Origin of the sequence: Algiphilus sp., assembly GCF_023145115.1 — a bacterium.
Taxonomy (GTDB): Bacteria; Pseudomonadota; Gammaproteobacteria; order Nevskiales; family Nevskiaceae; genus Algiphilus.
Map to the genome: position 1 here is coordinate 20,543 of NZ_JAGLEJ010000038.1, position 24,655 is coordinate 45,197.

A 24,655-nucleotide genomic window follows, 5' to 3' on the forward strand; every position below is an offset into this window, starting at 1 on the left:
CCAGCGTCGACGCAACATCCGGACCGCGCTGCTCCTGCTGGCGCTCGTGGTCGGGGTGTACGTCGCCTTCTTCATCTCGATGTCGGTGCGTTGAGGTGACGCATGGCTGAGCGCAAGAGCAACCGGATGCACGTGCTGAAGCTCATCGGCACCGTGTGCGCAATGTTCGTGTTCGGCTTTGCGCTGGTGCCGCTGTACGACGTGCTTTGCGATGTCACCGGGCTCAACGGGCGCAGCAGCGACGCGTTCGCGGCCAGCAGCGAGCGCGCGACCGGCTCCGCGGTGGATACCTCGCGCACCGTCACGGTAGAGATCGTGACCACCGTGAACGCCAGCGCACCGTGGGCTTTCGACGCCGTCACCGAGCGGATCGAGCTGCATCCCGGCGAATTCGTGACCGCCCGCGTGCTCGCCGAGAACCTTGAGCAGCAGGCCAAGACCGTGCAGGCGGTTCCGTCGGTGCTGCCCTACAAGGCGGCGCGCTACGTGCACAAGACGGCCTGCTTCTGCTTCGACCAGCAGAGCTTCGGGGCTGGGCAGAGCCGCGAGATGCCGGTGGTCTTCACCGTCGATCCGGAGCTGCCGGCCGAGGTCGACACCGTCACGATGTCCTACACCCTTTTCGAACTGACCGATACGGCTGCCGCCAAGGCCCGATAACACCTCCGGGGGATTCCTTCGATGTCCAGCAACACCGCCTCCTCGAAAGACCACTACTTCGTCCCGGCCCCGAGCTGGCTGCCCTTCGCGCTGACCGCCGGCCTGACGCTGTTCCTGATCGGCGTCATCCAGCTCATCGAGTACGGCAACGGCCTGTCCATCTCCTTCTTCGCCGGGCTCGCGCTGTCGCTGGCCATGATCTTCGCGTGGTTCTGGAAGATCATCGACGAATCGGAGAGCGGGAAGTACGGCGCCCAGGTCGACATGACCTATCGCTGGGGCATGGGCTGGTTCATCTTCTCCGAGGTGATGTTCTTCGCCGCCTTCTTCGGCGCGCTCTACTACGCGCGCGCGCTGTCGCTGCCGTGGCTCTCGGGGGAGGGCAACAACCTCTCGACCAATCTCTTCGTGTGGCCCGGTTTCGAGGCCGCCTGGCCGAGCAACGGGCCGGGCGATCTGGGTGGTGCCTTCAGCACCATCCCGGCCTGGGACGTGCCCTTCATCAACACGCTGATCCTGCTGACCTCGGGCGTGACGATCACCATCGCGCATCACGCCATCAAGGAAAACCATCGCCTGAAGTGCATCCTCGCGATGTGGGCGACGGTGGCGCTCGGCGTCGTCTTTCTCTTCTTCCAGGTCGAGGAGTACCTGCACGCCTACAACGATCTCAATCTCACGATGGAGTCGGGAATCTACGGCGCGACCTTCTTCATGCTGACCGGATTCCACGGCATGCACGTGACACTCGGCACGCTGATGCTGCTGATCATCACGCTGCGGCTGATGAAGGGCCACTTCTCGGCGGAGAACCACTTCGGCTTCGAGGGCGTGGCCTGGTACTGGCACTTCGTCGACGTGGTGTGGCTCGGCCTGTTCGTCTTCGTGTACGTCGTCTGATACTCAACCGAAGACCGTCGAACCGTCGGGGGGCGGGGCGCGAAGCGCTCCGCCCCTTGTCGTTGCGGAGCTTGTCGTTGCGGGGCGCCGGTCAGAGCGCGTTGGGCTGCAGCCAGCCCATCGCCACGGAGATGATGAACACCACGATGAGGGTGATGGACAGCACGATGCGCAGCTTCAGCGCATTGAGCGTGCGGCGCCGGGAGGTGTCGTCACGCACCAGGAACACCATGCTCGTGCCCATGGTCAGCACGACAGCAAGGAGCAGGATGATGATGAGGGCGCGCGCGTCCATGCCGGGATTGTCGACGGGTGACGGAGCAGTGTATGCGTGATGGCGCCGTCACGCCCGGAAGCGTGCGCTTTCGTCCACCGTGGTGGGCGTGGCTGGTCACGCTGATCCTGCTCGCGGTAATGGTGCGGCTGGGCTTCTGGCAACTCGATCGCGCGGAGCAGAAGCGCGACCTGCAGCGCGACTTCGCCACCGCTGCCGCCGCGCCGCCGGAAGCCCTGGCGGTACCGGCGCCGCCGGCAGACGACGCGCCCGCTCACGTGCGGGTGCGGGGGCACTACCTCGCGGCGCCGCAGTTCCTGCTCGACAATCAGATCCGCGAGCGCGAACCCGGGCTCCGGGTATGGACGCCGCTGCGCAGGGCGGGCGGAGGCATTATCCTTGTCGACCGCGGATGGATTCCGGACCCGGGGCGTGATCGTCGGCCCGACGTCGGTGTCGACGGCCGCGAGCGCACGGTGAGCGGCCTGTGGCGGCCGTTTCCCCAAGCCGGCCTTGCGGTCGGCAACGCGCTCTGCGATTCGGAGGCATCGCCGGAACGCGTTCAGTATCCCGCTCACGACGAGCTTCGCTGCCGCTTCGACGGCCGGCTCGCCAGCGGGCTGCTGCTGCTCGACCCGCAGGCGCCCGATGGCTTCCTGCGCGAGTGGGCGCCGGACCATCTCGAGCCCGAGGTTCACCTCGGCTACGCCGTGCAGTGGTTCGGTTTCGCCGCCGCGCTGCTGGTGATTTTCGTCGTCGTCAACTGGAAATGAGGATGACTGCTAGTCCCGACAATGCCCGCAGGCGCGGGCGCCGCATCTTCCTGCTCATCGCGCTGCTGTTCGCGCTGCCCGTGGCAGCGTCGTACCTGCTGTACTTCGCGATGCCGGAACTCATTCCCCAGGACACCACCAATCGCGGCCTGCTCGTGCAGCCGCCCCGGCCCGCCGGCGAGATTGCCCTGCGCGATGCCGACGGAGAGGCCGTGACGCTGGACACGCTGTGGAGCCTGGTCGTGTTCGACGATGGCACCTGCGCGCGCGAATGCGCCGAGCGCCTGCTCATGACGCGCCAGATGCGGCTGTCGCTGAATACCCGGATGAAGCGGCTGGACCGCGTCCTGATCGTGCCGCCGGATACCGATCTGGACGCGCTGCACGCCCTGCTCGATGCGGCCCACCCGGATCTCACCATCGCGATCGACCCCGACGGCGCTGCGGCCGAGCTGTTCGCTCCGGAAGCGGGCGGCACGCCGGTCCCGGGGCAGCTGCATCTGGTCGACCCGCACGGCAACTTCATGATGCGCTATCCGCGCGACATCGAACCCAAGCCGCTGCGCAAGGACATCGTCCGCCTGCTGCGCGCATCGCAGATCGGATAGCCGCCCATGGACCGTTCCCGCATCTTCCGGCGCCTGGCCGGTGCCGGCACGCTGCTCGCGCTGTGCGTGGTCGTGTTCGGCGCATTCGTGCGCCTGTCCGATGCCGGGCTGGGATGCCCGGACTGGCCGGGCTGCTACGGCCAGCTCGGCGCGCCCAGCACGGAAGCGCACATCGCGGCCGCGCAGGAAGGCTTCCCCCATGCGCCGGTGGATACGGCCAAGGCCTGGATCGAGATGGGTCACCGCTACATCGCCGGTATCCTCGGGCTGCTCATCCTCGGCCTGGCCGTTCTGGCCTGGCGCGGCCGCCGCGACGGACTGCCGATGGGGGCGAGCACGGCCCTGCTTCTGCTGGTGGGCTTCCAGGGGGCGCTCGGCATGTGGACCGTTACCCTGCTGCTCAAGCCGCTCGTGGTCACTGCGCATCTCATCGGCGGGATGAGCACGCTGGGGCTGTTGTGCTGGCTTTGGCTGTCGCAGCGCCCGCAACCGCGGATGCCCGCACCGTCGGGTGCGCGCGCGCTGGTCCTGGCCGCGCTGGCGGCGGTGGCGCTGCAGATCGCGCTCGGCGGCTGGGTGTCCACGAACTACGCGGCGATGGCGTGCACGGAGTTCCCGACTTGCCACGACGGCCAGTATTTCCCGGCCATGGATCCCGCCGAGGGCTTCGTACTCTGGCGCGGGATCGGGCAAAATTACGAATATGGCGTACTCGAACATCCCGCGCGCACGGCCATCCACGTCGTGCACCGGCTCTGGGCCGTGGGCGTGACCCTGATCGTGGCGGCACTGGCCCTGCTGCTCGTGCTGCGCGCGAGCGGGCCGCTGCGCGCGCTCGGTGCCGCGCTCGGCGCCGCGCTGGTGCTGCAGCTCGGCATCGGCGTCGGCATCGTGCTGCTGCATCTTCCGCTGGGGCTGGCGACCGCGCACAACGCCGGTGCCGCGATCCTGCTGCTGTGCATGATCGCGACCGTTCATACCGTCTGGCGCGCGCCCCGGGAGGTCGCCGCATGAGAAGCGCAGCCGCTGCCGTCACCGAGAAGCTGCCCGAGGCCACGCGTTCGCGCCTGGCGGACTACTACGCGCTGTGCAAGCCGCGTGTGGTCATGCTCATCACCTTCACGGCCATCGTCGGCATGCTGCTGGCCAGCCCCGGGATGGTCGCCGCCGGCGTGCTGGTGTGGGGGTCCATCGGCATCACGCTGATGGCTGCGTCCGCCGCCGCCCTCAACCAGATCCTCGACCGCCAGGTGGACGCCCGCATGGCGCGGACCTGCGGGCGACCGCTGGTCACCGGTCATCTGGGGATGCTCGAGTCCGGGATCTTCGCCGCCGTCATCGGTGCGCTCGGCTTCGCGCTCCTCTACGTGCTCATCAATCCGCTGACCGCGTGGCTGACGCTGTTCACGCTGGTGGGGTACGCCGGTATCTACACGCTCTACCTCAAGCGCGCGACACCGCAGAACATCGTCATCGGCGGTGCCGCCGGCGCGGCGCCGCCGGTGCTCGGCTGGGCGGCGGTGACCGGCACCATCGACCCGCACGCGCTGCTGCTGTTCCTCATCGTGTTCGTGTGGACGCCGCCGCATTTCTGGGCGCTGGCGATCGAGCGCCGCGACGAGTACGCGCAGGTGGACATTCCCATGCTGCCGGTGACGCACGGCATCGCCTACACGCGCACGCAGGTGCTGCTGTACACCATTCTGCTGGTGGCGGTGACCATGCTGCCCTTCGTCACCGGCATGTCCGGGTTCATCTATCTGCTCGCCGCGCTGGTGCTCGGCGGCATCTTCCTGGCCTATGCGCTGCGCATGAAGTTCGCGCCGCAGCCGGGGCTGCCCATGCGCACCTTCGGATACTCCATCGTCTATCTGATGGCGCTGTTCACCGCCCTGCTCGTCGACCATTACGTCGCGGTCTGGCATGGCGTCGCCTGAGCTGCGCACCGAGATCCTGAAGGGCGCGGAAGCCCGGCCCCATCTCGAAGCCATCGCCGCACTGCGCATGCAGGTGTTCGCGGAGTGGCCGTACCTCTACGACGGCACGCTGGCCTACGAAACCGAGTACCTCGAGTTCTACCTCGCCGAGCCTGCGAGCGTGATCGCGCTGGCGCGTGATGGCAACGCGGTGATCGGTGCCAGCACGGCCATCCCCATGGAAGCGGCCGAGACCGAGATGCAGGCGCCCTGGCTGGCGCGCGGCGACCGGCCGGGCGACATCCTCTACTTCGGCGAGTCGGTGGTGCTGCCCGAGTATCGCGGCTACGGGCTCGGGCGCCGCTTCTTCGAGATCCGCGAGGCCCATGCCCGTGGGCTCGGCCGCCCGCGCTGCTGTTTCTGCGCCGTGCAGCGTCCCGACGATCACCCCGCGCGGCCGCCGGGCCACGTGCCCAACGATGCCTTCTGGCAGCGACTCGGCTACCAGCGCATGGACGACATGGTCTGCCACTTTGGCTGGACCGACATCGGTGACGCCGAGGAGACGCAGAAGCCGCTGGTGTTCTGGCACAAGCGGCTCGATTGACCGCTTTTCGCAACGAACCCGCAAGTAGGGTTGCGTAGACTTGCCTCCGGTGCGGTCGTCGGTGCCGAGGGAGGGCCGCCGCCGCGATCACGATCGGTCCGGCACTTCGGGGGAAGGCATGAAGCACATCATGACGGCGGCGGCGCTGATCGCCGCGGCGGGCGCTGCTCACGCGGGGGAATTCCGGGGCTCGGCGGCCTACGGCATCGGCGGCTCGACCTACGAGGAAGGATCCGGCGACGAGCTCACGGCGGACGTCTCGCAGCTGGCGCTGTCGGCCACCTATTTTCTCGACGAGGCCGGTGCGTTCTTCGGGATGGGCTATCTCGTCGGCGAACTCGGCGACTTCGAGTTCAACGGACGCCCGGTGGGGCTGGAGGACCAGGACGTCAATGTCACCAGCTTCCGACTCGGCTATCGCGCCGGCCGCTACGGCGCAGCGCAGTTGGTCATTGCCGCCAACTACGCGCGCTCGGATTCCGACGACGGCGATGATTCGGATTCGACCGGTCTGGCGGTGGGCGTCGAGCGCACGTCGGAATCAGGCCGGCTCGCGCTGACCGCCGACTACAGCAACGGCGACAGCACGGACAGCTACGGCATCGAGGCGACCGGTGTCCTCGCCGTCGCGGAGAACATCGGGATCGGCATTTCCGCCCTGTACTCGCTGGGCGACGGCGAGTCGGGCGGGATGGACACCGATGTCTCGAGCTGGATCGTGGGCGTCGGCGTCGAGCTCCGCTTCGTGAACTGAGCGGCGTTCGCGTCGCGAGGGCGTCTGGCGCGATTGTTGCGGCGGATCCGGGGTCGCAGTGCCCCGGAGGGCCGCCCCATGATCCGCATGTCCATTCGTGGCGCCATCGCCTCGGCCCTGCTCGCGCTCGTCGCACTCGGGTCCGCGCACGCGGGGCCCGTGACCGTGGTGGCGGCCGAGTTCCATGATGCCGGCGACGGTCGCTGGACGGTGCTCGTGACCCTGCGCCACGCCGACACCGGCTGGGATCACTACGCCGACAACTGGCGCGTCGTGGACGGTGCCGGCAACGTGCTCGGCGAACGCGTCCTTCACCACCCGCACGTCGAGGAGCAGCCGTTCACGCGCGGCCTGCGCGACGTGCACGTACCCGAAGACGTGAGCACGGTCTACGTCGTTGCCCGCGACACCGTGCATGGCTGGTCGGAGCACCGACTGGCGGTCGACCTGACCATGGCCCGCGACGGGCATCTGCGAGTCGAGGCGGACTAGTGTTCCGGCCCGCGCCGGCGGCGCGATCAGGGCACAATCCCGGTGCCGGCGGCCGAGCCGGCGCCTCCGGCCGGGCGCGCCGCGTCCCGGGCCGATCATCCGACTGATCCAGGACCCCTCGCATGGCGCTCGCCTCGTTCAAGGCCTATGACATCCGCGGCCGCGTGCCGGAAGACCTCAACCGCGACATCGCGTACCGCCTCGGCATTGCGCTGGCCGATACCCTCGGCGGTGATCGCTACGTGCTCGGCGGCGATGTGCGCGACTCCACCGGCGATCTCAAGGAGGCCATCGCGCTCGGTCTCGCCAGCCGCGGCAAGTCGGTCGCCGATATCGGTCTCTGTGGCACCGAGGAAGTCTACTTCGCAACCTTCCACTATCAGTTCGACGGCGGGATCATGGTCACGGCCAGCCACAACCCGCTGGGCTACAACGGCATGAAGCTGGTGCGGGCGGGCGCGCGCCCGATCAGTGGCGACACCGGCCTGCGCGACATCGAGGCGCTGGTCGAGGCCGGCACCGAGCGCTGCCCGGACGGGCCGGCCGAGACCGTGCGCTGGCCGCACCGCGAGGATTACGTCCGCCATCTGCTGAGCTATCTCGCCGACCGCGCGCTGCCGCCGCTGAAGATCATCGTCAATGCCGGCAACGGCACCGCCGGACTGGTCATCGACGCGCTGGCGCCGCATCTGCCGGTCGAATTCATCCGCGTCCACCACGAGCCGGACAGCGCGTTTCCGAACGGCATACCCAACCCGCTGCTGCCCGAGAACCGTGCCGCCACGGCGGACGCCGTGCGCGCGCACGGTGCCGACTTCGGCGTCGCGTGGGACGGCGATTTCGATCGCTGCTTCCTGTTCGACGAGGGCGGCAACTTCATCGAGGGCTACTACATCGTCGGCCTGCTGGCCAAGGCCATGCTCGCGAAGGAGCCGGGCGCCAGGGTCATCCACGATCCGCGCTTGACCTGGAACACCATCGAGACCGCGCGCAACGCCGGCGGCGTGCCGGTGCAGTCCAAGACCGGCCATGCCTTCATCAAGGAGCGCATGCGGGCCGAGAACGCCATCTACGGTGGCGAGATGAGCGCACACCACTACTTCCGCGACTTCGCCTTCTGCGATAACGGCAACATCCCGTGGCTGCTGGTGGCCGAGCTCGTCGCGCGCGAGGGGCGGCCGCTGTCGGCGCTGGTGGCGGACTGCATGGCGGCCTATCCGGCCAGCGGCGAGATCAATCGGACCGTCGACGATCCCGCGGCGGTCATCCGGGCCGTGGAAGATGCCTTCAACGACGGCAGCGGGACCGTCGACCGCACCGACGGACTGTCGGTCGAGTTCGCCGACTGGCGCTTCAACCTGCGCATGTCCAATACCGAGCCGCTGATCCGCCTCAACGTCGAGTCGCGCGGCGATCCGGCGCTGATGCGCGAGCGCACCGACGCCATTCTCGACTTCGTGGATCGTGCCGGGGCTACCGCCGGCTGACGCCGGCACCCTTCACCCTGGCCCTCTCTCCCGAGGGTGGTCGAGAGGGGATCGTGGTGGCGGTGCCTCGGAGGCGAGGCGGGATCGACGAAACCACTCCCCCCCCCTTTCCCCATGTGGGAGAAGGGCCGGGGATGAGGGGAGCGCTGGGCGCGGATTACTCGGCGATGGCCCCGCGCAGCTTCTTCATCGCGGCGACCTCGATCTGGCGGATGCGCTCGGCCGAGACGCCATACTTGTCGGCGAGGGTCTGCAGGCCCTGCTTCTCGGCCTCGCCGTGGAGCCAGCGGCTGGCGATGATGTCGCGGGCACGGTCGTCGAGGCCTTTCAGCGCGGTGCGCAGGCGGCCCTCCTGACGGGACTGCCATTCGTTCTCGACGATGTCCTCGACCGGGTCGGCGCTGTGGTCGGTGAGCCACTGCTCCGGTGCGTAGGTCTCGTCGTCGTCGGCCGACAGGTTGAAGGAGAGATCGGTGCCGGAAAGGCGCGACTCCATGGCCAGCACGTCCTCGGGCCGTACGTCGAGGTCGGCGGCGACGTTGCGGACCTCCTCGGCGTTCATCCAGCCCAGGCGCTGCTTGGCGCGGCGCAGGTTGAAGAACAGCTTGCGCTGCGCCTTGGTGGTGGCCACCTTGACGATGCGCCAGTTGCGCAGGATGAACTCGTGGATCTCGGCCTTGATCCAGTGCACCGCGAAGGAGATCAGGCGCACGCCGACCTCCGGGTCGAAGCGCTTGACGGCCTTCATGAGGCCGACGTTGCCTTCCTGGATGAGATCGGCCATGGGCAGGCCGTAGCCGAGGTAGCCGCGCGCGATGTGCACGACATGGCGAAGATTGGACAGCACCAGGGCCTGCGCGGCCTGCAGATCGCTGCGGTCGCGGAGCTGCTCGGCCAGGCGGCGCTCGTCGTCGGCCTCGAGGACCGGGATGTCGCGCACGGCCGCGATGTAGGCATCGAGGCTGCCCGACTGCAGCGCGGGCAGGCGATTACCGTAGACGGTCAGTGCAGTGGCAGTGGACATGGCAGTGCTCCCTTACGGCACAGCAGTTTAGCAGTCGCTTCATGAGACTGCTAAGCGGCTGAATGGTTCCCGTCCATGGCGCGGGCTCGGGGCATTGTGGCATCCGCGCCGATCCGCGGTGCGCACCCCGGCTCAGGCGGGCTCGATGGCGCGCAGCCGGCGCCCCACCGCGATCAGGGCGCCGATCCATCCGAGCACGCAGCCGCCGGCGATGACGCTCAGCGTGGTCGCGGTATCGGGCCCGGTCAGCGTGAAGGCACTGCCGTAGGCGCCCGCCAGCCGCGCCACCGCACCATCCAGTGCCAGCAGCGCGATCCCCACCAGCACCAGCGCCACCAGTCCGCCGATCAGCCCGTACCAGAGGCCGCTGTAGAGGAAAGGGCGCCGGATGAAGGCGTCGGGCGCGCCCACCAGCTTCATGACCTCGATCTCCTCGCGCCGCGATGCCACCTCCAGGCCGATGGTGTTGCCGACGATGACCAGCACCGCCGCACCCAGCGCGCCCGCGAAGATCAGCACCGCGCGCTCGAGCAGGGCCAGCAGCGCCGACAGCCGCTGCAGCCACTGCGTGTCGAGCAGCACCTCGTCGACGCCGTCCAGCCCGGCGAGCGCGTCGCGCAGCGCCTGCACCTTGTCCGCCGCCAGCCCGTCGGCCGGGGTCACGGTCAGCGTCGCCGGCAGCGGATTGTCCGGCAGCAGTGCGACGGCGTCGGCGAGGCCCGACTCGCGCTCGAACTCGGCCAGCGCCTCGTCGGCGGTCAGGGCCTCGACGCGTGCCACGTCGCCGCGCGCGCCGATGCGGCCGGCGAGGGTGCCCAGGCGTTCGTCGCCGGCGTCGTCGGCCAGCAGCACGCTGATGCGCACCCCCTGCTGCCAGCCGGCGCCGAGGCCGTCGAGGTTGTGCAGCAGGACCTGCAGGGCCGTGGGCAGTGCCAGCGTCAGCCCCAGCACCGCGATGGACAGCAGGCTCGCCAGCGGCTGGCGCCAGAGCCGCCCCAGGCTGTCGAAGCAGGCGCGGCCGTGGGCCGCTGCCCAGCGTTTCGGCGCCGGCGGCTGGCCGCTGGCGCGACTCACGCCACGTCCTCCAGGCGGCCGTCGGCGAGCGCGATCTCGCGCACCGGCAGGCGGCGCACCAGATCGAGCGCGTGCGAGGCGATGAGCACGCTCACGCCGACCTCGTTGAAACGCCGGAACAGGGCCATGATCTCGGCGGACAGTGCCGGATCGAGGTTGCCGGTGGGCTCGTCGGCGAGCAGCAGCTCCGGTTTGGCCACGATGGCGCGCGCGATCGCCACGCGCTGCTGCTCACCGCCCGAGAGGGTCAACGGATAGGCGCGTTCGTGGCCCAGCAGGTCCACGGCGTCGAGCGCGGCCCGCACCCGCCGCGCGATGTCGCGCGGGTGCAGCCCGCGAATGACCAGGGGCAGCGCCACGTTCTCGAACACGCGGCGGTCGGTGAGCAGGCTGTAGTTCTGGAACACGATGCCGATGCGCTGCCGGAAGGCCGCCACCCGCCGGCGTGGCAGACGCCGCACATCCACCCCGCCGACGCGAAGCTGCCCCGAGCGCGGCCGCTCCAGGCAGGCGATGAGCTTGAGCAGCGTCGACTTGCCGGCACCGGACGGGCCGGTGAGGAAGGCCATCTCGCCGCGCGCCAGCGTCAGGTCGATGCCGGCCAGCACCTCGCCGCTTCCGGGGTAGCTGTGCCGCAGTTGCTCGGCAGTGATCATGGGCTGGTCGGGCATGGCGTCCTGATTATGCCGATCCGGTGATGGCCGGTTGGCGATGGCGATGCACGCGGCTCGCGGGATGATGCCTGCCGATGGCCGCGCACGCATCGCGTCGCCGGTCTCGTCCGCCCTCCGGCGAGCGGTGCAGCGTGCAGGGCGGGACGGGCGCCCGGTCCGTCATCGCTCGTCGCCCCGGGCGCCCATTAGATCGGCCCGGAATATCCAGCGATCTTGCTATTCGCGAAATGGCTTATGCGGCACGCATCCTGCTAGTCTCTCGCCCATTACAAGCGACCGGGAATGAAGGACGATGGGCTGGCAGGGCTGGTTCGCCGTAGCGGTGATCGTGAGCGTTCTGGTACTGCTGGCCTCGGAGCGCATGCGCCCGGAGCTGGCGGTGATCAGCGGCATGGTGGCGCTGCTTGCCTTCGGTGTGCTGACACCCGATCAGGCGCTCTCGGGCTTTTCCAATGCCGGCATGATCACGGTGGCGGCCATGTACGTGGTCGCGGCCGGGCTCCGCGAGACCGGCGCCATCGATCTGGCGTCGCGCGGCTGGCTGGGCAACGGCGCCGGTGTGCGGCGCGCCCAGCTGAAGATCATGCTGCCCACGGCGGGGCTGTCGGCCTTCATCAACAACACGCCGGTGGTGGCGACCTTCCTGCCGGTGATCACCGGCTGGGCCCGGCGCAACCGGGTATCGGCCTCGCGGCTCATGATTCCGCTCAGCTACGCCGCCATCCTCGGCGGCATGTGCACGCTGGTGGGAACATCCACCAACCTCGTGGTCAACGGCAAATGGCTGGCCGACGGCGGCCGTGGTCTCGGTTTCTTCGAGCTGGCCTGGATCGGCGTGCCGTGCGCGCTCATCGGCATGCTCTATCTGCTGCTGGTCGGCGGGCGCCTGCTGCCGGATCGCGACAGCGCCAGCAGCCCCTTCGAGAATCCGCGCGAGTACACCGTGGAGATGGATGTGCTCGCTGACGGCCCGCTGGTCGGCCGCACCATCGGCGAAGCGGGTCTGCGCAATCTCGGCAAGGTCTTCCTGGTGGAGATCGTGCGCGACGGCAGCGTGGTGCCCGCGGTGAACACCGAGGAGCGCCTGCAGGCCGCGGACCGGCTGGTCTTCGCCGGCGATGTCTCGTCGGTGCTCGATCTCCAGCGGATCAAGGGTCTGCAGTCGGTGCGCGAGGCCGATGCCGCCATCGCGCAGCAGTATCCCGAGCGCAAGCTGGTCGAGGTGGTGCTGTCGGCGCGCTGCCCGCTGATCGGCCAGACCCTGCGCGAATCGCGCTTCCACACCTACTACGGCGCCTCCGTCGTGGCCATGGCGCGTGACGGCAAGCGCCTGCGCGGCGGGCTCGGCGAGGTGCGCCTGCGCCCGGCCGACACGCTGCTGCTGGAGGCGCGGCCGGTGTGGGTGGATCGCAATCGCTACTCGCCGGATTTCCTGCTCATCAGCCAGCACGGCGAGGATCCGCCGCGCTACGAGCGCGCCGCAGCCGCCTGGGCCGTGCTCGGTGCCATCGTCGTGACCGCCACCACCGGCCTGCTCGACATGCTCACCGCGGCGCTGATCGGCGCCGGCGCCATGCTCGCCTTCGGTTGCGTGAGCGTGGCCGGCGCGCGCAAGAGCGTCGACATCCAGGTCCTGCTGGTCATTGCCGGCTCCTTCGCGCTGGGCGAATCGCTGGCGGTCACCGGTGCGTCGTCGACCATTGCCAGCAGCGCGCTGGCGCTAGCCGGCGACCGGCCCTGGGTGCTGCTGGCGCTGACCTATGCCATGACGCTGGTGATGACCGAGATGATCACCAACAACGCGGCCGCGCTGCTGATGTTCCCGATCGCGGTGGCGGCGGCGGAGGGCCTCGGACTGGCGCTGGAGCCCTTCGTCGTCACGGTGATGCTGGCCGCGTCGGCCAGCTTCGCGACGCCGCTGGGGTATCAGACCAATCTCATGGTGGCCGGTCCCGGCAACTACCGCTTCCTCGACTTCACGCGCGTCGGGCTGCCGCTGAATCTCATCATCGGTACCGTGGCGGTCCTGCTGATCCCCCGCATCTGGCCGTTCTGACGCCGCACCCCTCCGCATGCCCGGCCCGGTCGCGCGCGGTATTCCGGTGCAGTGGAAGGCACGGCGCAGGCAACAGGGAGCGGTATCCCGGGTCACGAAACCAGCGGGGGATAATTGCCGGGACAAAACGCGAGGGGACAGCGTGCTCGTTTCCCGCAGGAAATAAGTACACTGTCCCCTGTATATACACTGTCCCCTGTATATAGTCTGCGCGCTCCCGCTCGCGGGCGGTTGCGACGGTTCCGGAGGGGCCGGCGCAGCCGACGCGCTCAGGCGCTTTTCGCGAGCTGGCCGCGCTTCTTGAGGTGCACCAGCAGCAGTGAGGTCGCGGCGGGCGTGATGCCGGGGATGCGCCCGGCCTGCGCCAGCGTCTCGGGGCGATGCTCGGCGAGTTTCTGGCGCACCTCGTTGGAAAGCCCCGACACCGCACTGAAATCGAGATCCGCGGGCAGGGGCGTGTTCTCGGCCCGCTCCATGCGCCGGACTTCGGCCTGGGCACGCTCGATGTAGCCGGCGTAGCGCACGTCGATGGCGATCTGCTGCGCGACCGCTTCATCGATGCCGGGATCGGCGAGCCCCAGCGCCGTCAGGGTGTCGAAGCCGACCTCGGGGCGCCGCAGCAGGTCGGCCAGCGAGGTGCGGCCGTTCCCGGGCGCCGGGCCGAGCGCGGCCACGAAGGTCTCGTCCGCCAGCTCGTGCGGCTTGAGCCAGGTGCCTTCCAGCCGCTCGCGCTCGCGGGTGACCGCGTCGCGCTTGGTCTCGAAGGCCGCCCAGCGGGTGTCGTCGACCAGGCCGAGCTCGCGTCCCGTCGGGGTCAGCCGCGTGTCGGCGTTGTCCTCGCGCAGCAGCAGGCGGTGCTCGGCGCGCGAGGTGAACATGCGATACGGCTCGGTGGTGCCGCGGGTGGTGAGATCGTCGACCAGCACGCCGATATAGGCCTCGTGCCGTTGTGGGATCCAGGGCGCTTCGCCCCTGGTCGCGCGCGCGGCGTTGATGCCGGCGAGCAGACCCTGTGCGGCGGCTTCCTCGTAGCCGGTGGTGCCGTTGATCTGGCCGGCGAAGTAGAGCCCCTCGACGGCGCTGGTGGCGAGGCTGCGCGACAGATCGCGCGGGTCGAAGTAGTCGTACTCGATGGCGTAGCCGGGGCGGGTGATGCGCGCCTGCCCGAGGCCCGCGATGGTGCGCACGAAGGCGATCTGCACGTCGAAGGGCAGGCTGGTGGAAATGCCGTTGGGGTAGATCTCGGTGCTGTCGAGGCCCTCGGGCTCCAGAAAGATCTGGTGGCTGTCGCGGTCGGCGAAGCGGTGGATCTTGTCCTCGATGCTCGGGCAGTAGCGAGGTCCGGTGCCCTCGATGGCACCGGCGAACATCGGCGAGCGGTCGAGGTTGGCGCGGATGATGTCGTGCGTGGCCGCCCGCGTGCGCGTGATGTGGCAGGGCATCTGCCGCGGGTGGTCGGCGCGCGTGCCCAGGAAGGAGAACACCGGCCGCGGTTCGTCACCGGGCTGCAGGCCGGTCTGCGACCAGTCGATGGAGCGACCGTCGATGCGCGGCGGCGTGCCGGTCTTGAGACGGCCGACGCGCGGCATGGCCTCGCGCAGCTTTTCGGCGAGGCGCGTGCTGGCGGCGTCGCCGGCGCGCCCGCCGGTCTGCTGCTGCATGCCGACATGGATGCGTCCGGCGAGGAAGGTGCCGGCGGTGAGCACCACGGCGCGTGCGCCGAAGGTCAGTCCGCCCGCGGTGACGGCGCCGGTGACACGGTCGCCCTCGATGCACAGGTCGGTGACCTCCTGCTGGAACAGGTCGAGCCCGGGTTGCTGCTCGAGCATGCGCCGGATGGCGGTGCGGTAGCGCACGCGATCGGCCTGCGCGCGGGTGGCGCGCACGGCGGCGCCCTTGGAGGCGTTGAGGGTGCGGAAGTGGATGCCGGCGGCGTCGGCGGCGCGCGCCATGGCGCCGCCCAGCGCATCGATCTCGCGCACCAGGTGCCCCTTGCCGATGCCGCCGATGGCCGGGTTGCACGACATCTGTCCGAGGGTGTCGATGTTCTGCGTCAGCAGCAGCGTGCGCGCACCGCTGCGCGCGGAAGCCAGTGCGGCTTCGGTACCGGCGTGTCCGCCGCCGATGATGATGACGTCGTAGTGATCCATTCCTCAGCTTCGGCAGAACGACAGGAGCAAAGACAGAACCACAGATTTCACGGATTGAGGGGATCTTCTTCTGGTGGCGCTGACTCCGTCAGCACACACCGGACCCGAAAAAAAATCTGTGGTGAACAAGTTTTCGAGAACTAGAAGGGAATCTTGCCGGTGAGGGTTTCCCACCACATGCGCCAGTCGCCCTTGTAGGACTGCCACGGATAGGTGAAGGTCGCGGGCCGGTTCTTCTCGAAGAAGAAATGACCGACCCAGGCGAAGCCGTAGCCGATGATGAGCGCGAGCAGGATGAGGGCGGGGCTCAGGGTCACCGCGGCGGCGATGAGGGTCAGCAGCGCCAGGCTGGTGCCGACGAAATGCAGACGCCGGTTGGCACGATTGGCGTGCTCGGTGAGATAGTAGGCATAGAACTCGTCGAAGTCCCGGAAGGACTGTGCCGTCTCGGACATGATGCTACCTCGCAGACCGCGCGGGTCGCGGTAAATGAGTGAAAATTCTACGGGATCGCCCGGCGGCGACCCAAATCCGGTCCGTGTCGGCTGGCGCGAGTGGGTCAGTCTTCCGGACCTGCTCGGCAAGCCGGTGCGCGCCAAGATGGATACCGGCGCGCGCAGTTCGGCGCTGGCCGCCACCCACATCCGCATGCGCAACGACGAGGTGCGCTTCCGCGCGGTGGGGCAGACGCGGGAATCGCACGCGCCGCTGTTCGACGAGCGCTGGATCACCGACGCCGGCGGTCACCGCGAGCTGCGGCCGGTGATCCGCACGCGACTGCTGGTGGGCGAGTACACGGCCGACGTCGAGATCACGCTCACCGCCCGTCGCGGTTTACGCTATCGCATGCTGGTCGGGCGCAGCGCGCTGGCCGGGCATTTCGTCGTCGACCCACAAGCCAGTTACCTCCTGGGGCGCCCATGAAGATCGGCATCCTTTCCCGCAACCGTCGTCTCTATTCGACCTCGCGACTGGTCGAGGCCGCCGAAGCGCGCGGCCACCAGGTCGAGGTCATCGACGCGCTGCGCTGCTACATGAACATCGTGCCGCACAAGCCGGAGATCCATTACCGCGGGAAGCGGCTGGAAGGCTTCGACGCGATCATCCCGCGCATCGGTGCGTCCATCACCTTCTACGGCACGGCGGTGGTGCGGCAGTTCGAGATGATGGGCGTCTACTGCCAGAACGAGTCGGTGGCCATCTCGCGCTCGCGCGACAAGCTGCGCAGCCTGCAGCTGCTGGCGCGCAAGGGCATCGGCCTGCCGGTGACCGGCTTCGCGCACTCGCCCGACGACACCCAGGACCTCATGAGCCTGGTGGGCGGTGCGCCCATGGTCATCAAGCTGATCGAGGGCACCCAGGGGCGCGGCGTGGTGCTGGCCGAGACCAAGCAGGCGGCGGAGAGTGTCATCGACGCCTTCCGCGGCCTCGACGCGCACTTCCTGACCCAGGAATACATCGCCGAGGCCAAGGGCGCGGACATCCGCTGCTTCGTCATCGGCGGCAAGGTCGTGGCCACCATGCAGCGTCAGGCCAAGGAGGGCGAGTTCCGCTCCAACATCCACCGCGGCGGCAATGCGCGCATGGTGCGCATCACGCCCGAGGAGCGCTCCACCGCCGTGCGCGCGGCGGCGTCGATGGGGCTCAATGTCTGCGGTGTCGATCTCATCCGGTCGAACCACGGGCCGGTCGTGCTCGAGGTCAATTCCTCGCCGGGCCTGGAGGGCATCGAGCGCGCCACCGGGCGCGACATCGCCAACCAGGTCATCACCCACCTCGAGGCGCACGCCAAGCCCGGCCGGACCCGCACCCGCGGTCGCGGCTGAGGCGCATCCATGAGCCAGCGCCGCGCGACCGACTTCGAGATCGACGGACAGCGGATCGCGCCCGGCACGCGCCGCCAGGTCGCGCTGCATCTGGGCGCGCTGTACACCAGCGCGCCGGTGACGCTGCCGGTGCACGTGGTCCACGGGCGCCGGCCGGGGCCGGTGCTGTTCGTCTCCGCTGCGCTGCACGGCGACGAGATCAACGGCATCGAGGTCATCCGGCGTGTGCTGGAGCTGCCCGCCATCAAGCATCTCGCCGGCACGCTGCTGGCGGTGCCGGTGGTCAACGTGCTGGGTTTCCTGCAGCGCTCGCGCTATCTGCCGGACCGGCGCGATCTCAATCGCAGCTTTCCGGGATCACCCTCGGGCTCGCTGGCAGCGCGCATCGCGCACCGCTTCCTCACCGAGGTGGTCGACCGCGCCGATGCCGGCATCGACCTGCATACCGGCGCGCTGCAGCGACCGAACCTGCCGCAGATCCGCGCCGATCTCGGCAACGCCGCCACCGAGCGTCTGGCGCGCGCCTTCGGTGCGCCGCTGCTGCTGGATTCGGCCCCCGCGGCCGGCACGCTGCGCGAATACACCACCGGCCACGGCAAGCCGGTGCTGCTGTACGAGGCCGGCGAGGCGCTGCGTTTCGACGAAGTCGCGATCCGCATCGGTGTGCGCGGCGTGATGAACGTGCTGCGCGAGATGGACATGCTGCGGTCGCACATGCGCCGCGCGCTGCCGGTGGAGCCGGTGGTGGCGCACAGCAGCACCTGGGTGCGCGCGCCCATGTCGGGTGTGCTGCGGTCGCAGGTCAGGCTCGGTCACGCGGTGACCGAGGGACAGCGCGTGGGCTGGGTGGGCGATCCGGTGGGCGGTGTCGACACCGCCGTCTACTCGCATACCGACGGCATCGTCATCGGGGGAACCGGACTGCCGCTGGTCCACGAGGGCGACGCGCTCTTCCACATCGCGCGCGTCGAAGCCCCCCGGGCGGCGGCGCGCGCGGTCACCGAGGCCCGCCGCATGGCGCAGGCCATGCCCGGCGCCAGAGCCCGGTTCGACTAGGCTCGCGGGCGCTGCGGGCGCCGCTCTACGTCGAACGTCCACCTGCGCGCGCTGGATGGTCGTGCGGCGCAGCCGTTAAACTTCACGGGTTTCCCTACTCCGAACAGAGCAGAGGCGGGTATCCCACCGTGGATAAGCAACGCATAAAACTCAGAAAAGGGCTGGACCTGCGGCTGGCGGGCGAGCCCGAGCAACGCGTCGATGCAGGCGCCCGGGTCTCCTCGGTGGCGGTCATCGGCCCCGATTACGTCGGGCTCAAGCCCAGCATGTCGGTCGAGGAAGGCGATCGCGTCAAGCTCGGGCAGGCGCTCTTCGAGGACAAGAAGAACCCGGGCGTGATCGTCACCGCGCCCGCCGCCGGGACGGTCCGCGCCATCAACCGCGGTGCGCGGCGCGCGCTGCAATCGGTGGTCATCGACATCGACGGCGATGACGCCGAGACCTTCGACACCATCGATGCCGGCCGCATCTCGAGCGCCGACCCGAAGGCACTGCGCGAGACGCTGATCGCCTCCGGCCAGTGGACGGCGCTGCGCGCGCGGCCGTTCGGCAAGGTGCCGGCGGTGGATGCCGAGGCCTCCGCGATCTTCGTCAACGCCATCGACACCAATCCGCTGGCTGCCGACCCGCAGTTCGTGATCAACGAGGAGCCGGCACTGTTCAAGGCTGGGCTCGAGGTGCTGGCGCGCCTGACCGAGGGTCCGGTCTACATCTGCACCGCGCCCGGTGCCGACATCCCGGTGCCGGAATCCGATCGCTTCCGCACGGCGGAGTTCGAGGGACCGCATCCGGCGGGGCTGCCGAGCACCCACATGCACTTCCTGCACCCCGTCTCGATGGCGCGCCAGAACTGGCACATCGGGCCGCAGGACGTCATCGCCTTCGGCGCGCTGTTCACCACGGGCCGCATCCGGACCGACCGCATCGTCGCGCTCGGCGGTTCGGTCGTGGAGAAGCCGCGCCTGGTGCGCGCGCGTCTCGGCGCCAGCATCGACGACCTGCTGCGCGGCGAACTCCGGGACATGGATGCGCGCGCCATCTCGGGCTCGGTCTGGAACGGCCGTCGCGCCGCCGGCTGGGCGGCCTTCCTCGGGCGCTACAACACCCAGATCTCGGTGCTGCCGGAAGGCCACGAGCGCCGTCTCTTCGGCTGGCTCAACCCCTTCGGCGAGCGCTTCTCGGTCACGCGCGCCTACGTGTCGTCGGTGACGGCGCGTGCGCGCGACTTCGATCTCAACACCTCGACCAACGGATCGCCGCGCGCGATGGTGCCGATCGGCAACTACGAGAAGGTGATGCCGCTGGATGTCGTGGCAACACCGCTGCTGCGCGCGCTCCTCGTGCGCGACACCGACGTGGCGCAGGGGCTCGGCGCCCTCGAACTGATCGAGGAGGACGTGTCGCTGATGTCCTTCGTCTGCGTCGGCAAGTACGACTTCGGCCCGCATCTGCGCGCCAGTCTCGACCTCATCGAACGGGAAGGCTAGGACCATGGCTGGCAAGGGACTTCGCGGCTTCCTCGACCGCATGCACCCGCTCTTCGCGAAGGGCGGCAAGTTCGAGAAGTATTACGCCGTCTACGAGATGGTGGATACGTTCTTCTACTCGCCCGGGGACGTCACCCGTGGCGCCCCGCACGTGCGCGACGGCATCGACCTCAAGCGCACGATGATCTACGTCTGGCTGGCGACCTTCCCGGCCATCCTGATGGGGGCCTGGAACGTCGGCTTCCAGGCCAACACCGCGCTCGCGGCGATGGGCATGGACGGGCTCGAGGGCTTCCGTCATTTCGTGATCGATCCCTTCGGCTACGACCCGTCGAATCATCTCGCGAACATCGTCCACGGACTGACCTACTGGATACCGATCTACTTCGTGACGTTCCTGGTCGGCGGTCTGTGGGAGGTCCTGTTCGCGGGCGTGCGCAATCACGAGGTCAACGAGGGCTTCTTCGTCACCTCCGTCCTGTTCTCGCTGATCCTCGCGCCGACCACGCCGCTGTGGCAGGTGGCTCTGGGCATCAGCTTCGGTGTCGTGGTGGGCAAGGAGATCTTCGGCGGCACCGGCAAGAACTTCCTCAACCCGGCCCTGGTCGGCCGTGCCTTCCTCTATTTCGGGTACCCCGCTCAGCAGTCCGGCGACTCGGTCTGGGTGGCGGCCGACGGCTACACGCAGGCAACCGCGCTGTCGATGGCGGCCGACAACGGCGTGGCCGGACTGCAGGACGGCGGCATCAGCTGGATGCAGACCTTCATCGGCGTGCTGCCGGGCTCGGTGGGCGAGGTATCGACGCTTGCCATCCTCATCGGCGGTGTCTTCCTGATGTTCACCGGCATCGCCAACTACCGCATCACGCTGGGCATGTTCGGCGGCCTGATCGCGACCGTGCTGCTGTTCAACATCATCGGCGGCGAGGACAGTCCCTACTTCAACGTGCCGTGGTACTGGCACTTCACGATGGGCGGATTCGCGTTCGGTGCGGTATTCATGGCCACCGATCCGGTGTCGTCATCCCATACCAATCTGGGACGGTGGATCTTCGGCGCGCTGTGCGGTTTCATGACGGTGCTCATCCGCGTGGTCAATCCCGCCTTCCCGGAGGGTGTGATGCTGGCCATCCTCTTCGGCAACATCTTCGCGCCCCTGATCGACTTCTTCGTCGTCAAGGCGAACATGCGCCGGCGCGAGGCGCGCACTCTGACGGCGACCTGACATGGCTCTGAACAAGGACTCACGCAGCTACATCTTCATCATGGCGCTGGTGCTGTGCATGGCCTGCGCGGTCGTGGTCTCGGGTGCGGCCGTGTCCCTGCGCCCGCTACAGGAGCACAACAAGCTGCTCGACCAGCGCGCCAACGTGCTCGCCGTCGTCGGGCTCCGCGAGCCGGGCATGGACGTCAACGCGGTGTTCAACGACCGCATCGAGACCCTGGTCATCGACCTGGAGACGGGCGAGGAGGTCCAGGGCGTCGATCCGCAGAACTACGACATGTTCGCGGCGGCCAAGGAGTCGGGCAGCAACGTCGCGCTGTCCGGCGCCGAGGACATCGCCGGCATCGGCGCCATTCCGAAGAAGGCCATCGTCTATCTGGTGCGCGACGACGAGGGCAACGTGCGCAACTACGTCTTCCCCGTCGCCGGCTACGGGCTGTGGTCCACCATGTACGCCTACGTGGCGCTGGAGGACGACGCCAACACCATCGCCGGCGTCACCTTCTACGACCATGCCGAGACCCCCGGTCTGGGCGGCGAGGTCTCCAACCCCGAGTGGCAGGAGCAATGGGTCGGCAAGGAGGTCTACAACGATGAAGGCGAGGCGGCGTTCCGCCTGACCAAGGGCGGCGTCGACCCGCAGCGAGAAGGCTCGGAGCACAAGGTGGACGCGCTGTCGGGGGCGACGCTGACCTCCAACGGTGTCTCCAACCTCATGAAATTCTGGTTTTCCGAAATGGGCTACAAGCCCTTCATCGAGCGCAACGCGCGAGGCTGAACGGTATGGCTGACAATCTGAAGGGACTGGTCAAGGAGCCGGTGTTCGACAACAACCCGATCATCCTCCAGGTGCTCGGGATCTGCTCCGCGCTGGCGGTGACGGCCAAGCTCGAAACGGCCGTGACCATGGCGCTGGCGTTCACCGCGGTGTGTTCGCTGTCGAGCTTCTTCATCAGCTTCCTGCGCAACATCACGCCCAGCAACATCCGCATCATCGTCCAGATGACGGTGATCGCATCGCTGGTGGTGGTGGCAGACCAGGTGCTGCGCGCCTATCTCTACGACATCGCGCGACAGCTCTCGGTGTTCGTCGGGCTGATCATCACCAACTGCATCATCCTCGGCCGCGCCGAGGCCTATGCGATGAAGAATCCCCCGATCCCGTCGTTCTTCGACGCGCTCGGCAATTCGCTGGGCTACAGCTTCATCCTGGTCGCGGTCGGCGTGATCCGCGAGCTGTTCGGCTCCGGCTCGCTGATGGGCGTGCAGATCCTGCCGCTGGCGAGCGAGGGCGGCTGGTACGTCGGTAACGGCCTGCTGCTGCTGCCGCCGTCGGCCTTCTTCCTGATCGGCTTCCTGATCTGGGGTATCCGCACCTGGAAGCCGGAGCAGGTCGAGAAGCCCGACTATCAGATCCACCAGGTGCACCGCACCGAAGTCCTCTAACCGGAGACCGCGATGGAACTCGTCAATCTCGCCATCCGCTCGATCTTCGTCGAGAACCTCGCGCTTGCCTTCTTCCTGGGCATGTGCACCTTCCTGGCGATCTCGAAGAAGATCGAGACCGCGCTCGGCCTCGGCATCGCGGTGGTCGCCGTGCAGGCCATCACCGTGCCGGCGAACAACATCGTCTACCAGTACCTGCTGAAGGACGGCGCGCTGGGCTGGCTCGGGCTGCCGGAAGTGGACCTGTCCTTCCTCGGCCTGATCTCCTACATCGGCATCATCGCGGCGATGGTGCAGCTGCTGGAGATGTTCCTCGACAAGTATGTGCCGGCCCTCTACAACGCACTGGGGATCTTCCTGCCATTGATTACAGTGAACTGCGCCATTCTCGGCGGCACGCTGTTCATGGTGGAGCGCGACTACACCCTCGCCGAATCGGCGGTGTACGGCATGTCATCGGGTGCCGGCTGGGCACTGGCGATCGTCGCGCTCGCCGGTGTGCGCGAGAAGCTCAAGTATTCGGACGTTCCGGATGGCCTGCAGGGGCTGGGCATCACCTTCATGACGGTAGGGCTGCTCTCCCTCGGCTTCATGGCCTTCTCCGGCATCCAGATCTAGGAGATCTGTCTCATGATGGAAGTGGTACTCGGCGTGGGATTCTTCACCGGCATCATCATGGTGCTGGTGGCGGTGATTCTGCTCGCGCGCTCCAAGCTGGTGCCGCAGGGCAACGTCAACATCGACATCAACGGTGAAAAGACCATCTCGGTCCCCACCGGCGGAAAGCTCCTGGGCACGCTCGCCAACAACGGCCTGTTCGTGCCCTCGGCCTGTGGCGGCGGCGGCACCTGCGCGCAGTGCCGCGTCAAGATCTACGAGGGCGGCGGCTCGATCCTTCCGACCGAGGAAGGCCACATCACCAAGCGCGAGGCGCGCGAGGGTGATCGGCTGTCGTGCCAGGTGACCGTCAAGCAGGACATGAAGATCCAGGTCCCCGAAGAGGTCTTCGGGGTCCGCAAGTGGGAATGCACGGTCAAGTCGAACCACAACGTCGCGACCTTCATCAAGGAGCTCGTGCTCGAGCTGCCCGAGGGTGAGAACGTCGACTTCCGTGCCGGCGGCTACATCCAGATCGAGGCGCCGCCGCACGAGGTGCACTACAAGGACTTCGTCATCGAGGACCGTTTCCGCGGCGACTGGGACAAGTTCGACCAGTGGCGCTACGTCTCCAAGTGCGACGAGGAGGTGATGCGCGCCTACTCGATGGCCAACTATCCGGACGAGAAGGGCATCATCATGCTCAACGTCCGCATCGCCAGCCCGCCTCCGCGCAACCCGGACGTGCCGCCGGGCCTGATGTCCAGCTACATCTTCGGACTCCAGCCCGGCGACAAGGTGACCATCTCCGGGCCCTTCGGCGAGTTCTTCGCGCGCGAGACCGACAAGGAGATGATCTTCGTCGGCGGCGGCGCCGGCATGGCGCCGATGCGCAGCCACATCTTCGATCAGCTGCGCCGCCTCCAGACCGACCGGAAGATGACCTTCTGGTACGGCGCCCGCTCGAAGAACGAGATGTTCTACGTCGAGGACTTCGAGATGCTGGCCAGCGAGAACGACAACTTCGACTGGCACGTCGCGCTCTCCGAGCCGCTTCCGGAGGACAATTGGGAGGGGCCCACCGGCTTCATCCACGAGGTGCTCTACGAGAAGTACCTCAAGGATCACAAGGCGCCCGAGGACTGCGAGTACTACCTGTGCGGTCCCCCCATGATGAACGCGGCGGTCATCAAGATGCTGCTGGATCTCGGCGTCGAGCGCGAGGACATCATGCTCGACGATTTCGGCGGCTGAACGCGCATCCGGAACCGCTGCCCGCATCCGCTGTCCCTTCCGCATGGAGGCAACCGGCATGTCCGACATCATTCTCTTCGGCGTCACCTTCGCCGTATTCGCTGTCACCTTCGGTGGCCTGGCGGTCGGCCTGCTGCAGAACAAGCCCCTCAAGGGCAGCTGCGGCGGGTTGTCCGCCGCGACCGGGGAACGCTGCAATATCTGCGGCGCGTCGAGCGAGGACCGCTGCGAGCCGGCCGAGAAGCAGTAGGCGGCGGCTTGCTGACGGCCGCGCCGGGCTGCGGCATACTGCGGATCAACGAATAACGAACGGGT

The 24,655-nt window shown here is 68.2% G+C and carries 27 protein-coding genes; 21 read left to right on the top strand and 6 right to left on the bottom strand.

The window, feature by feature from the left end:
- The first annotated feature begins 102 nt into the window (after positions 1-102).
- Together KAH28_RS12855 and KAH28_RS12860 are read left to right on the top strand one after the other, a co-directional pair.
- A complete protein-coding gene (locus tag KAH28_RS12855) occupies positions 103-660 on the top strand; it encodes a cytochrome c oxidase assembly protein (protein ID WP_290577234.1) in 558 nt (185 codons plus the stop codon).
- Positions 661-681: 21 nt separating this feature from the next.
- The gene (locus KAH28_RS12860; RefSeq protein ID WP_290577235.1) at positions 682-1,560 is read left to right on the top strand and encodes a cytochrome c oxidase subunit 3; all 879 of its coding nucleotides are present in this window, start codon (positions 682-684) and stop codon (positions 1,558-1,560) included.
- A gap of 91 nt (positions 1,561-1,651) precedes the next feature.
- Here the strand turns inward: KAH28_RS12860 and KAH28_RS12865 are convergent, their stop codons facing one another.
- Positions 1,652-1,855 (bottom strand): DUF2909 domain-containing protein, encoded by a 204-nt coding sequence (locus tag KAH28_RS12865; protein WP_290577236.1) that lies wholly within the window; start codon positions 1,853-1,855, stop codon positions 1,652-1,654.
- Between the two features lie 32 nt (positions 1,856-1,887).
- Between KAH28_RS12865 and KAH28_RS12870 the strand changes: the two genes are divergently transcribed.
- The 8 genes from KAH28_RS12870 to KAH28_RS12905 all read left to right on the top strand — a co-directional run bounded on the left by KAH28_RS12870 (position 1,888) and on the right by KAH28_RS12905 (position 8,471).
- Positions 1,888-2,607, top strand: a complete 720-nt coding sequence (locus tag KAH28_RS12870; protein WP_290577238.1) for an SURF1 family protein — start codon at positions 1,888-1,890, stop codon at positions 2,605-2,607.
- Positions 2,608-2,609: 2 nt separating this feature from the next.
- Positions 2,610-3,215 carry a hypothetical protein gene (locus KAH28_RS12875; protein WP_290577240.1) on the top strand — a complete coding sequence of 202 codons (606 nt, stop codon included), beginning with the start codon at positions 2,610-2,612 and terminating at the stop codon, positions 3,213-3,215.
- A gap of 6 nt (positions 3,216-3,221) precedes the next feature.
- The gene (locus KAH28_RS12880) at positions 3,222-4,229 is read left to right on the top strand and encodes a heme A synthase (protein ID WP_290577242.1); all 1,008 of its coding nucleotides are present in this window, start codon (positions 3,222-3,224) and stop codon (positions 4,227-4,229) included.
- Positions 4,226-5,152, top strand: a complete 927-nt coding sequence (gene cyoE, locus KAH28_RS12885; RefSeq protein ID WP_290577244.1) for a heme o synthase — start codon at positions 4,226-4,228, stop codon at positions 5,150-5,152. Before KAH28_RS12880 ends, cyoE begins: the two co-directional genes overlap by 4 nt.
- The gene (locus KAH28_RS12890; RefSeq protein ID WP_290577245.1) at positions 5,139-5,738 is read left to right on the top strand and encodes a GNAT family N-acetyltransferase; all 600 of its coding nucleotides are present in this window, start codon (positions 5,139-5,141) and stop codon (positions 5,736-5,738) included. Before cyoE ends, KAH28_RS12890 begins: the two co-directional genes overlap by 14 nt.
- A 118-nt stretch (positions 5,739-5,856) precedes the next feature.
- Positions 5,857-6,492 (top strand): hypothetical protein, encoded by a 636-nt coding sequence (locus KAH28_RS12895; RefSeq protein WP_290577246.1) that lies wholly within the window; start codon positions 5,857-5,859, stop codon positions 6,490-6,492.
- 87 nt (positions 6,493-6,579) lie between these two features.
- On the top strand, positions 6,580-6,984 hold the full coding sequence (locus KAH28_RS12900; RefSeq protein WP_366918188.1) for a hypothetical protein: 405 nt from the start codon (positions 6,580-6,582) through the stop codon (positions 6,982-6,984).
- Between the two features lie 122 nt (positions 6,985-7,106).
- Positions 7,107-8,471, top strand: coding sequence for a phosphomannomutase (locus KAH28_RS12905; RefSeq protein ID WP_290577249.1), 1,365 nt, complete (start codon positions 7,107-7,109; stop codon positions 8,469-8,471).
- Between the two features lie 157 nt (positions 8,472-8,628).
- Here KAH28_RS12905 and rpoH read toward each other — a convergent pair whose 3' ends face one another.
- From rpoH to ftsE, 3 genes are all read right to left on the bottom strand, one after another.
- Entirely contained in the window at positions 8,629-9,495 is an 867-nt protein-coding gene (rpoH, locus tag KAH28_RS12910; RefSeq protein WP_290577251.1) for an RNA polymerase sigma factor RpoH, read from the bottom strand.
- A 132-nt stretch (positions 9,496-9,627) separates the two neighbouring features.
- The gene (ftsX, locus tag KAH28_RS12915; RefSeq protein ID WP_290577253.1) at positions 9,628-10,569 is read right to left on the bottom strand and encodes a permease-like cell division protein FtsX; all 942 of its coding nucleotides are present in this window, start codon (positions 10,567-10,569) and stop codon (positions 9,628-9,630) included.
- Positions 10,566-11,225, bottom strand: a complete 660-nt coding sequence (gene ftsE, locus KAH28_RS12920; protein ID WP_366918189.1) for a cell division ATP-binding protein FtsE — start codon at positions 11,223-11,225, stop codon at positions 10,566-10,568. The genes ftsX and ftsE overlap by 4 nt, the downstream gene beginning before the upstream one ends.
- A gap of 310 nt (positions 11,226-11,535) precedes the next feature.
- On the opposite strand from ftsE, the gene KAH28_RS12925 reads away from it, so the two are divergent.
- On the top strand, positions 11,536-13,299 hold the full coding sequence (locus KAH28_RS12925; RefSeq protein WP_290577257.1) for an SLC13 family permease: 1,764 nt from the start codon (positions 11,536-11,538) through the stop codon (positions 13,297-13,299).
- Positions 13,300-13,568: 269 nt separating this feature from the next.
- On the opposite strand, the gene mnmG is transcribed toward KAH28_RS12925, so the two are convergent.
- Both mnmG and KAH28_RS12935 read right to left on the bottom strand, forming a co-directional pair.
- The gene (gene mnmG / locus KAH28_RS12930) at positions 13,569-15,449 is read right to left on the bottom strand and encodes a tRNA uridine-5-carboxymethylaminomethyl(34) synthesis enzyme MnmG (protein ID WP_290577259.1); all 1,881 of its coding nucleotides are present in this window, start codon (positions 15,447-15,449) and stop codon (positions 13,569-13,571) included.
- A 140-nt stretch (positions 15,450-15,589) separates the two neighbouring features.
- The gene (locus KAH28_RS12935; RefSeq protein WP_290577261.1) at positions 15,590-15,904 is read right to left on the bottom strand and encodes a DUF962 domain-containing protein; all 315 of its coding nucleotides are present in this window, start codon (positions 15,902-15,904) and stop codon (positions 15,590-15,592) included.
- Between the two features lie 34 nt (positions 15,905-15,938).
- On the opposite strand from KAH28_RS12935, the gene KAH28_RS12940 reads away from it, so the two are divergent.
- From KAH28_RS12940 to nqrM, 10 genes are all read left to right on the top strand, one after another.
- Complete coding sequence (locus tag KAH28_RS12940) at positions 15,939-16,373, top strand: RimK/LysX family protein (protein ID WP_290577263.1); 435 nt, start codon at positions 15,939-15,941, stop codon at positions 16,371-16,373.
- Positions 16,370-17,275 (top strand): 30S ribosomal protein S6--L-glutamate ligase, encoded by a 906-nt coding sequence (rimK, locus tag KAH28_RS12945; protein WP_290577266.1) that lies wholly within the window; start codon positions 16,370-16,372, stop codon positions 17,273-17,275. The genes KAH28_RS12940 and rimK overlap by 4 nt, the downstream gene beginning before the upstream one ends.
- 9 nt (positions 17,276-17,284) lie before the next feature.
- Positions 17,285-18,331: a succinylglutamate desuccinylase/aspartoacylase family protein gene (locus KAH28_RS12950; RefSeq protein ID WP_290577268.1), complete on the top strand. Its 1,047-nt coding sequence runs from the start codon at positions 17,285-17,287 to the stop codon at positions 18,329-18,331.
- 128 nt (positions 18,332-18,459) lie between these two features.
- Positions 18,460-19,818 (top strand): Na(+)-translocating NADH-quinone reductase subunit A, encoded by a 1,359-nt coding sequence (locus KAH28_RS12955; RefSeq protein ID WP_290577270.1) that lies wholly within the window; start codon positions 18,460-18,462, stop codon positions 19,816-19,818.
- A 4-nt stretch (positions 19,819-19,822) separates the two neighbouring features.
- A complete protein-coding gene (locus KAH28_RS12960) occupies positions 19,823-21,043 on the top strand; it encodes an NADH:ubiquinone reductase (Na(+)-transporting) subunit B (RefSeq protein ID WP_290577272.1) in 1,221 nt (406 codons plus the stop codon).
- Between the two features lies 1 nt (position 21,044).
- Positions 21,045-21,821, top strand: a complete 777-nt coding sequence (locus KAH28_RS12965; RefSeq protein ID WP_290577274.1) for a Na(+)-translocating NADH-quinone reductase subunit C — start codon at positions 21,045-21,047, stop codon at positions 21,819-21,821.
- A gap of 5 nt (positions 21,822-21,826) precedes the next feature.
- A complete protein-coding gene (locus KAH28_RS12970; RefSeq protein WP_290577276.1) occupies positions 21,827-22,489 on the top strand; it encodes an NADH:ubiquinone reductase (Na(+)-transporting) subunit D in 663 nt (220 codons plus the stop codon).
- A 12-nt stretch (positions 22,490-22,501) separates the two neighbouring features.
- Positions 22,502-23,107 carry an NADH:ubiquinone reductase (Na(+)-transporting) subunit E gene (gene nqrE, locus KAH28_RS12975; RefSeq protein ID WP_290577279.1) on the top strand — a complete coding sequence of 202 codons (606 nt, stop codon included), beginning with the start codon at positions 22,502-22,504 and terminating at the stop codon, positions 23,105-23,107.
- Positions 23,108-23,122: 15 nt separating this feature from the next.
- A complete protein-coding gene (gene nqrF / locus KAH28_RS12980; RefSeq protein ID WP_366918190.1) occupies positions 23,123-24,340 on the top strand; it encodes an NADH:ubiquinone reductase (Na(+)-transporting) subunit F in 1,218 nt (405 codons plus the stop codon).
- Between the two features lie 58 nt (positions 24,341-24,398).
- Complete coding sequence (gene nqrM / locus KAH28_RS12985) at positions 24,399-24,590, top strand: (Na+)-NQR maturation NqrM (RefSeq protein WP_290577281.1); 192 nt, start codon at positions 24,399-24,401, stop codon at positions 24,588-24,590.
- Positions 24,591-24,655 lie beyond the last annotated feature (65 nt).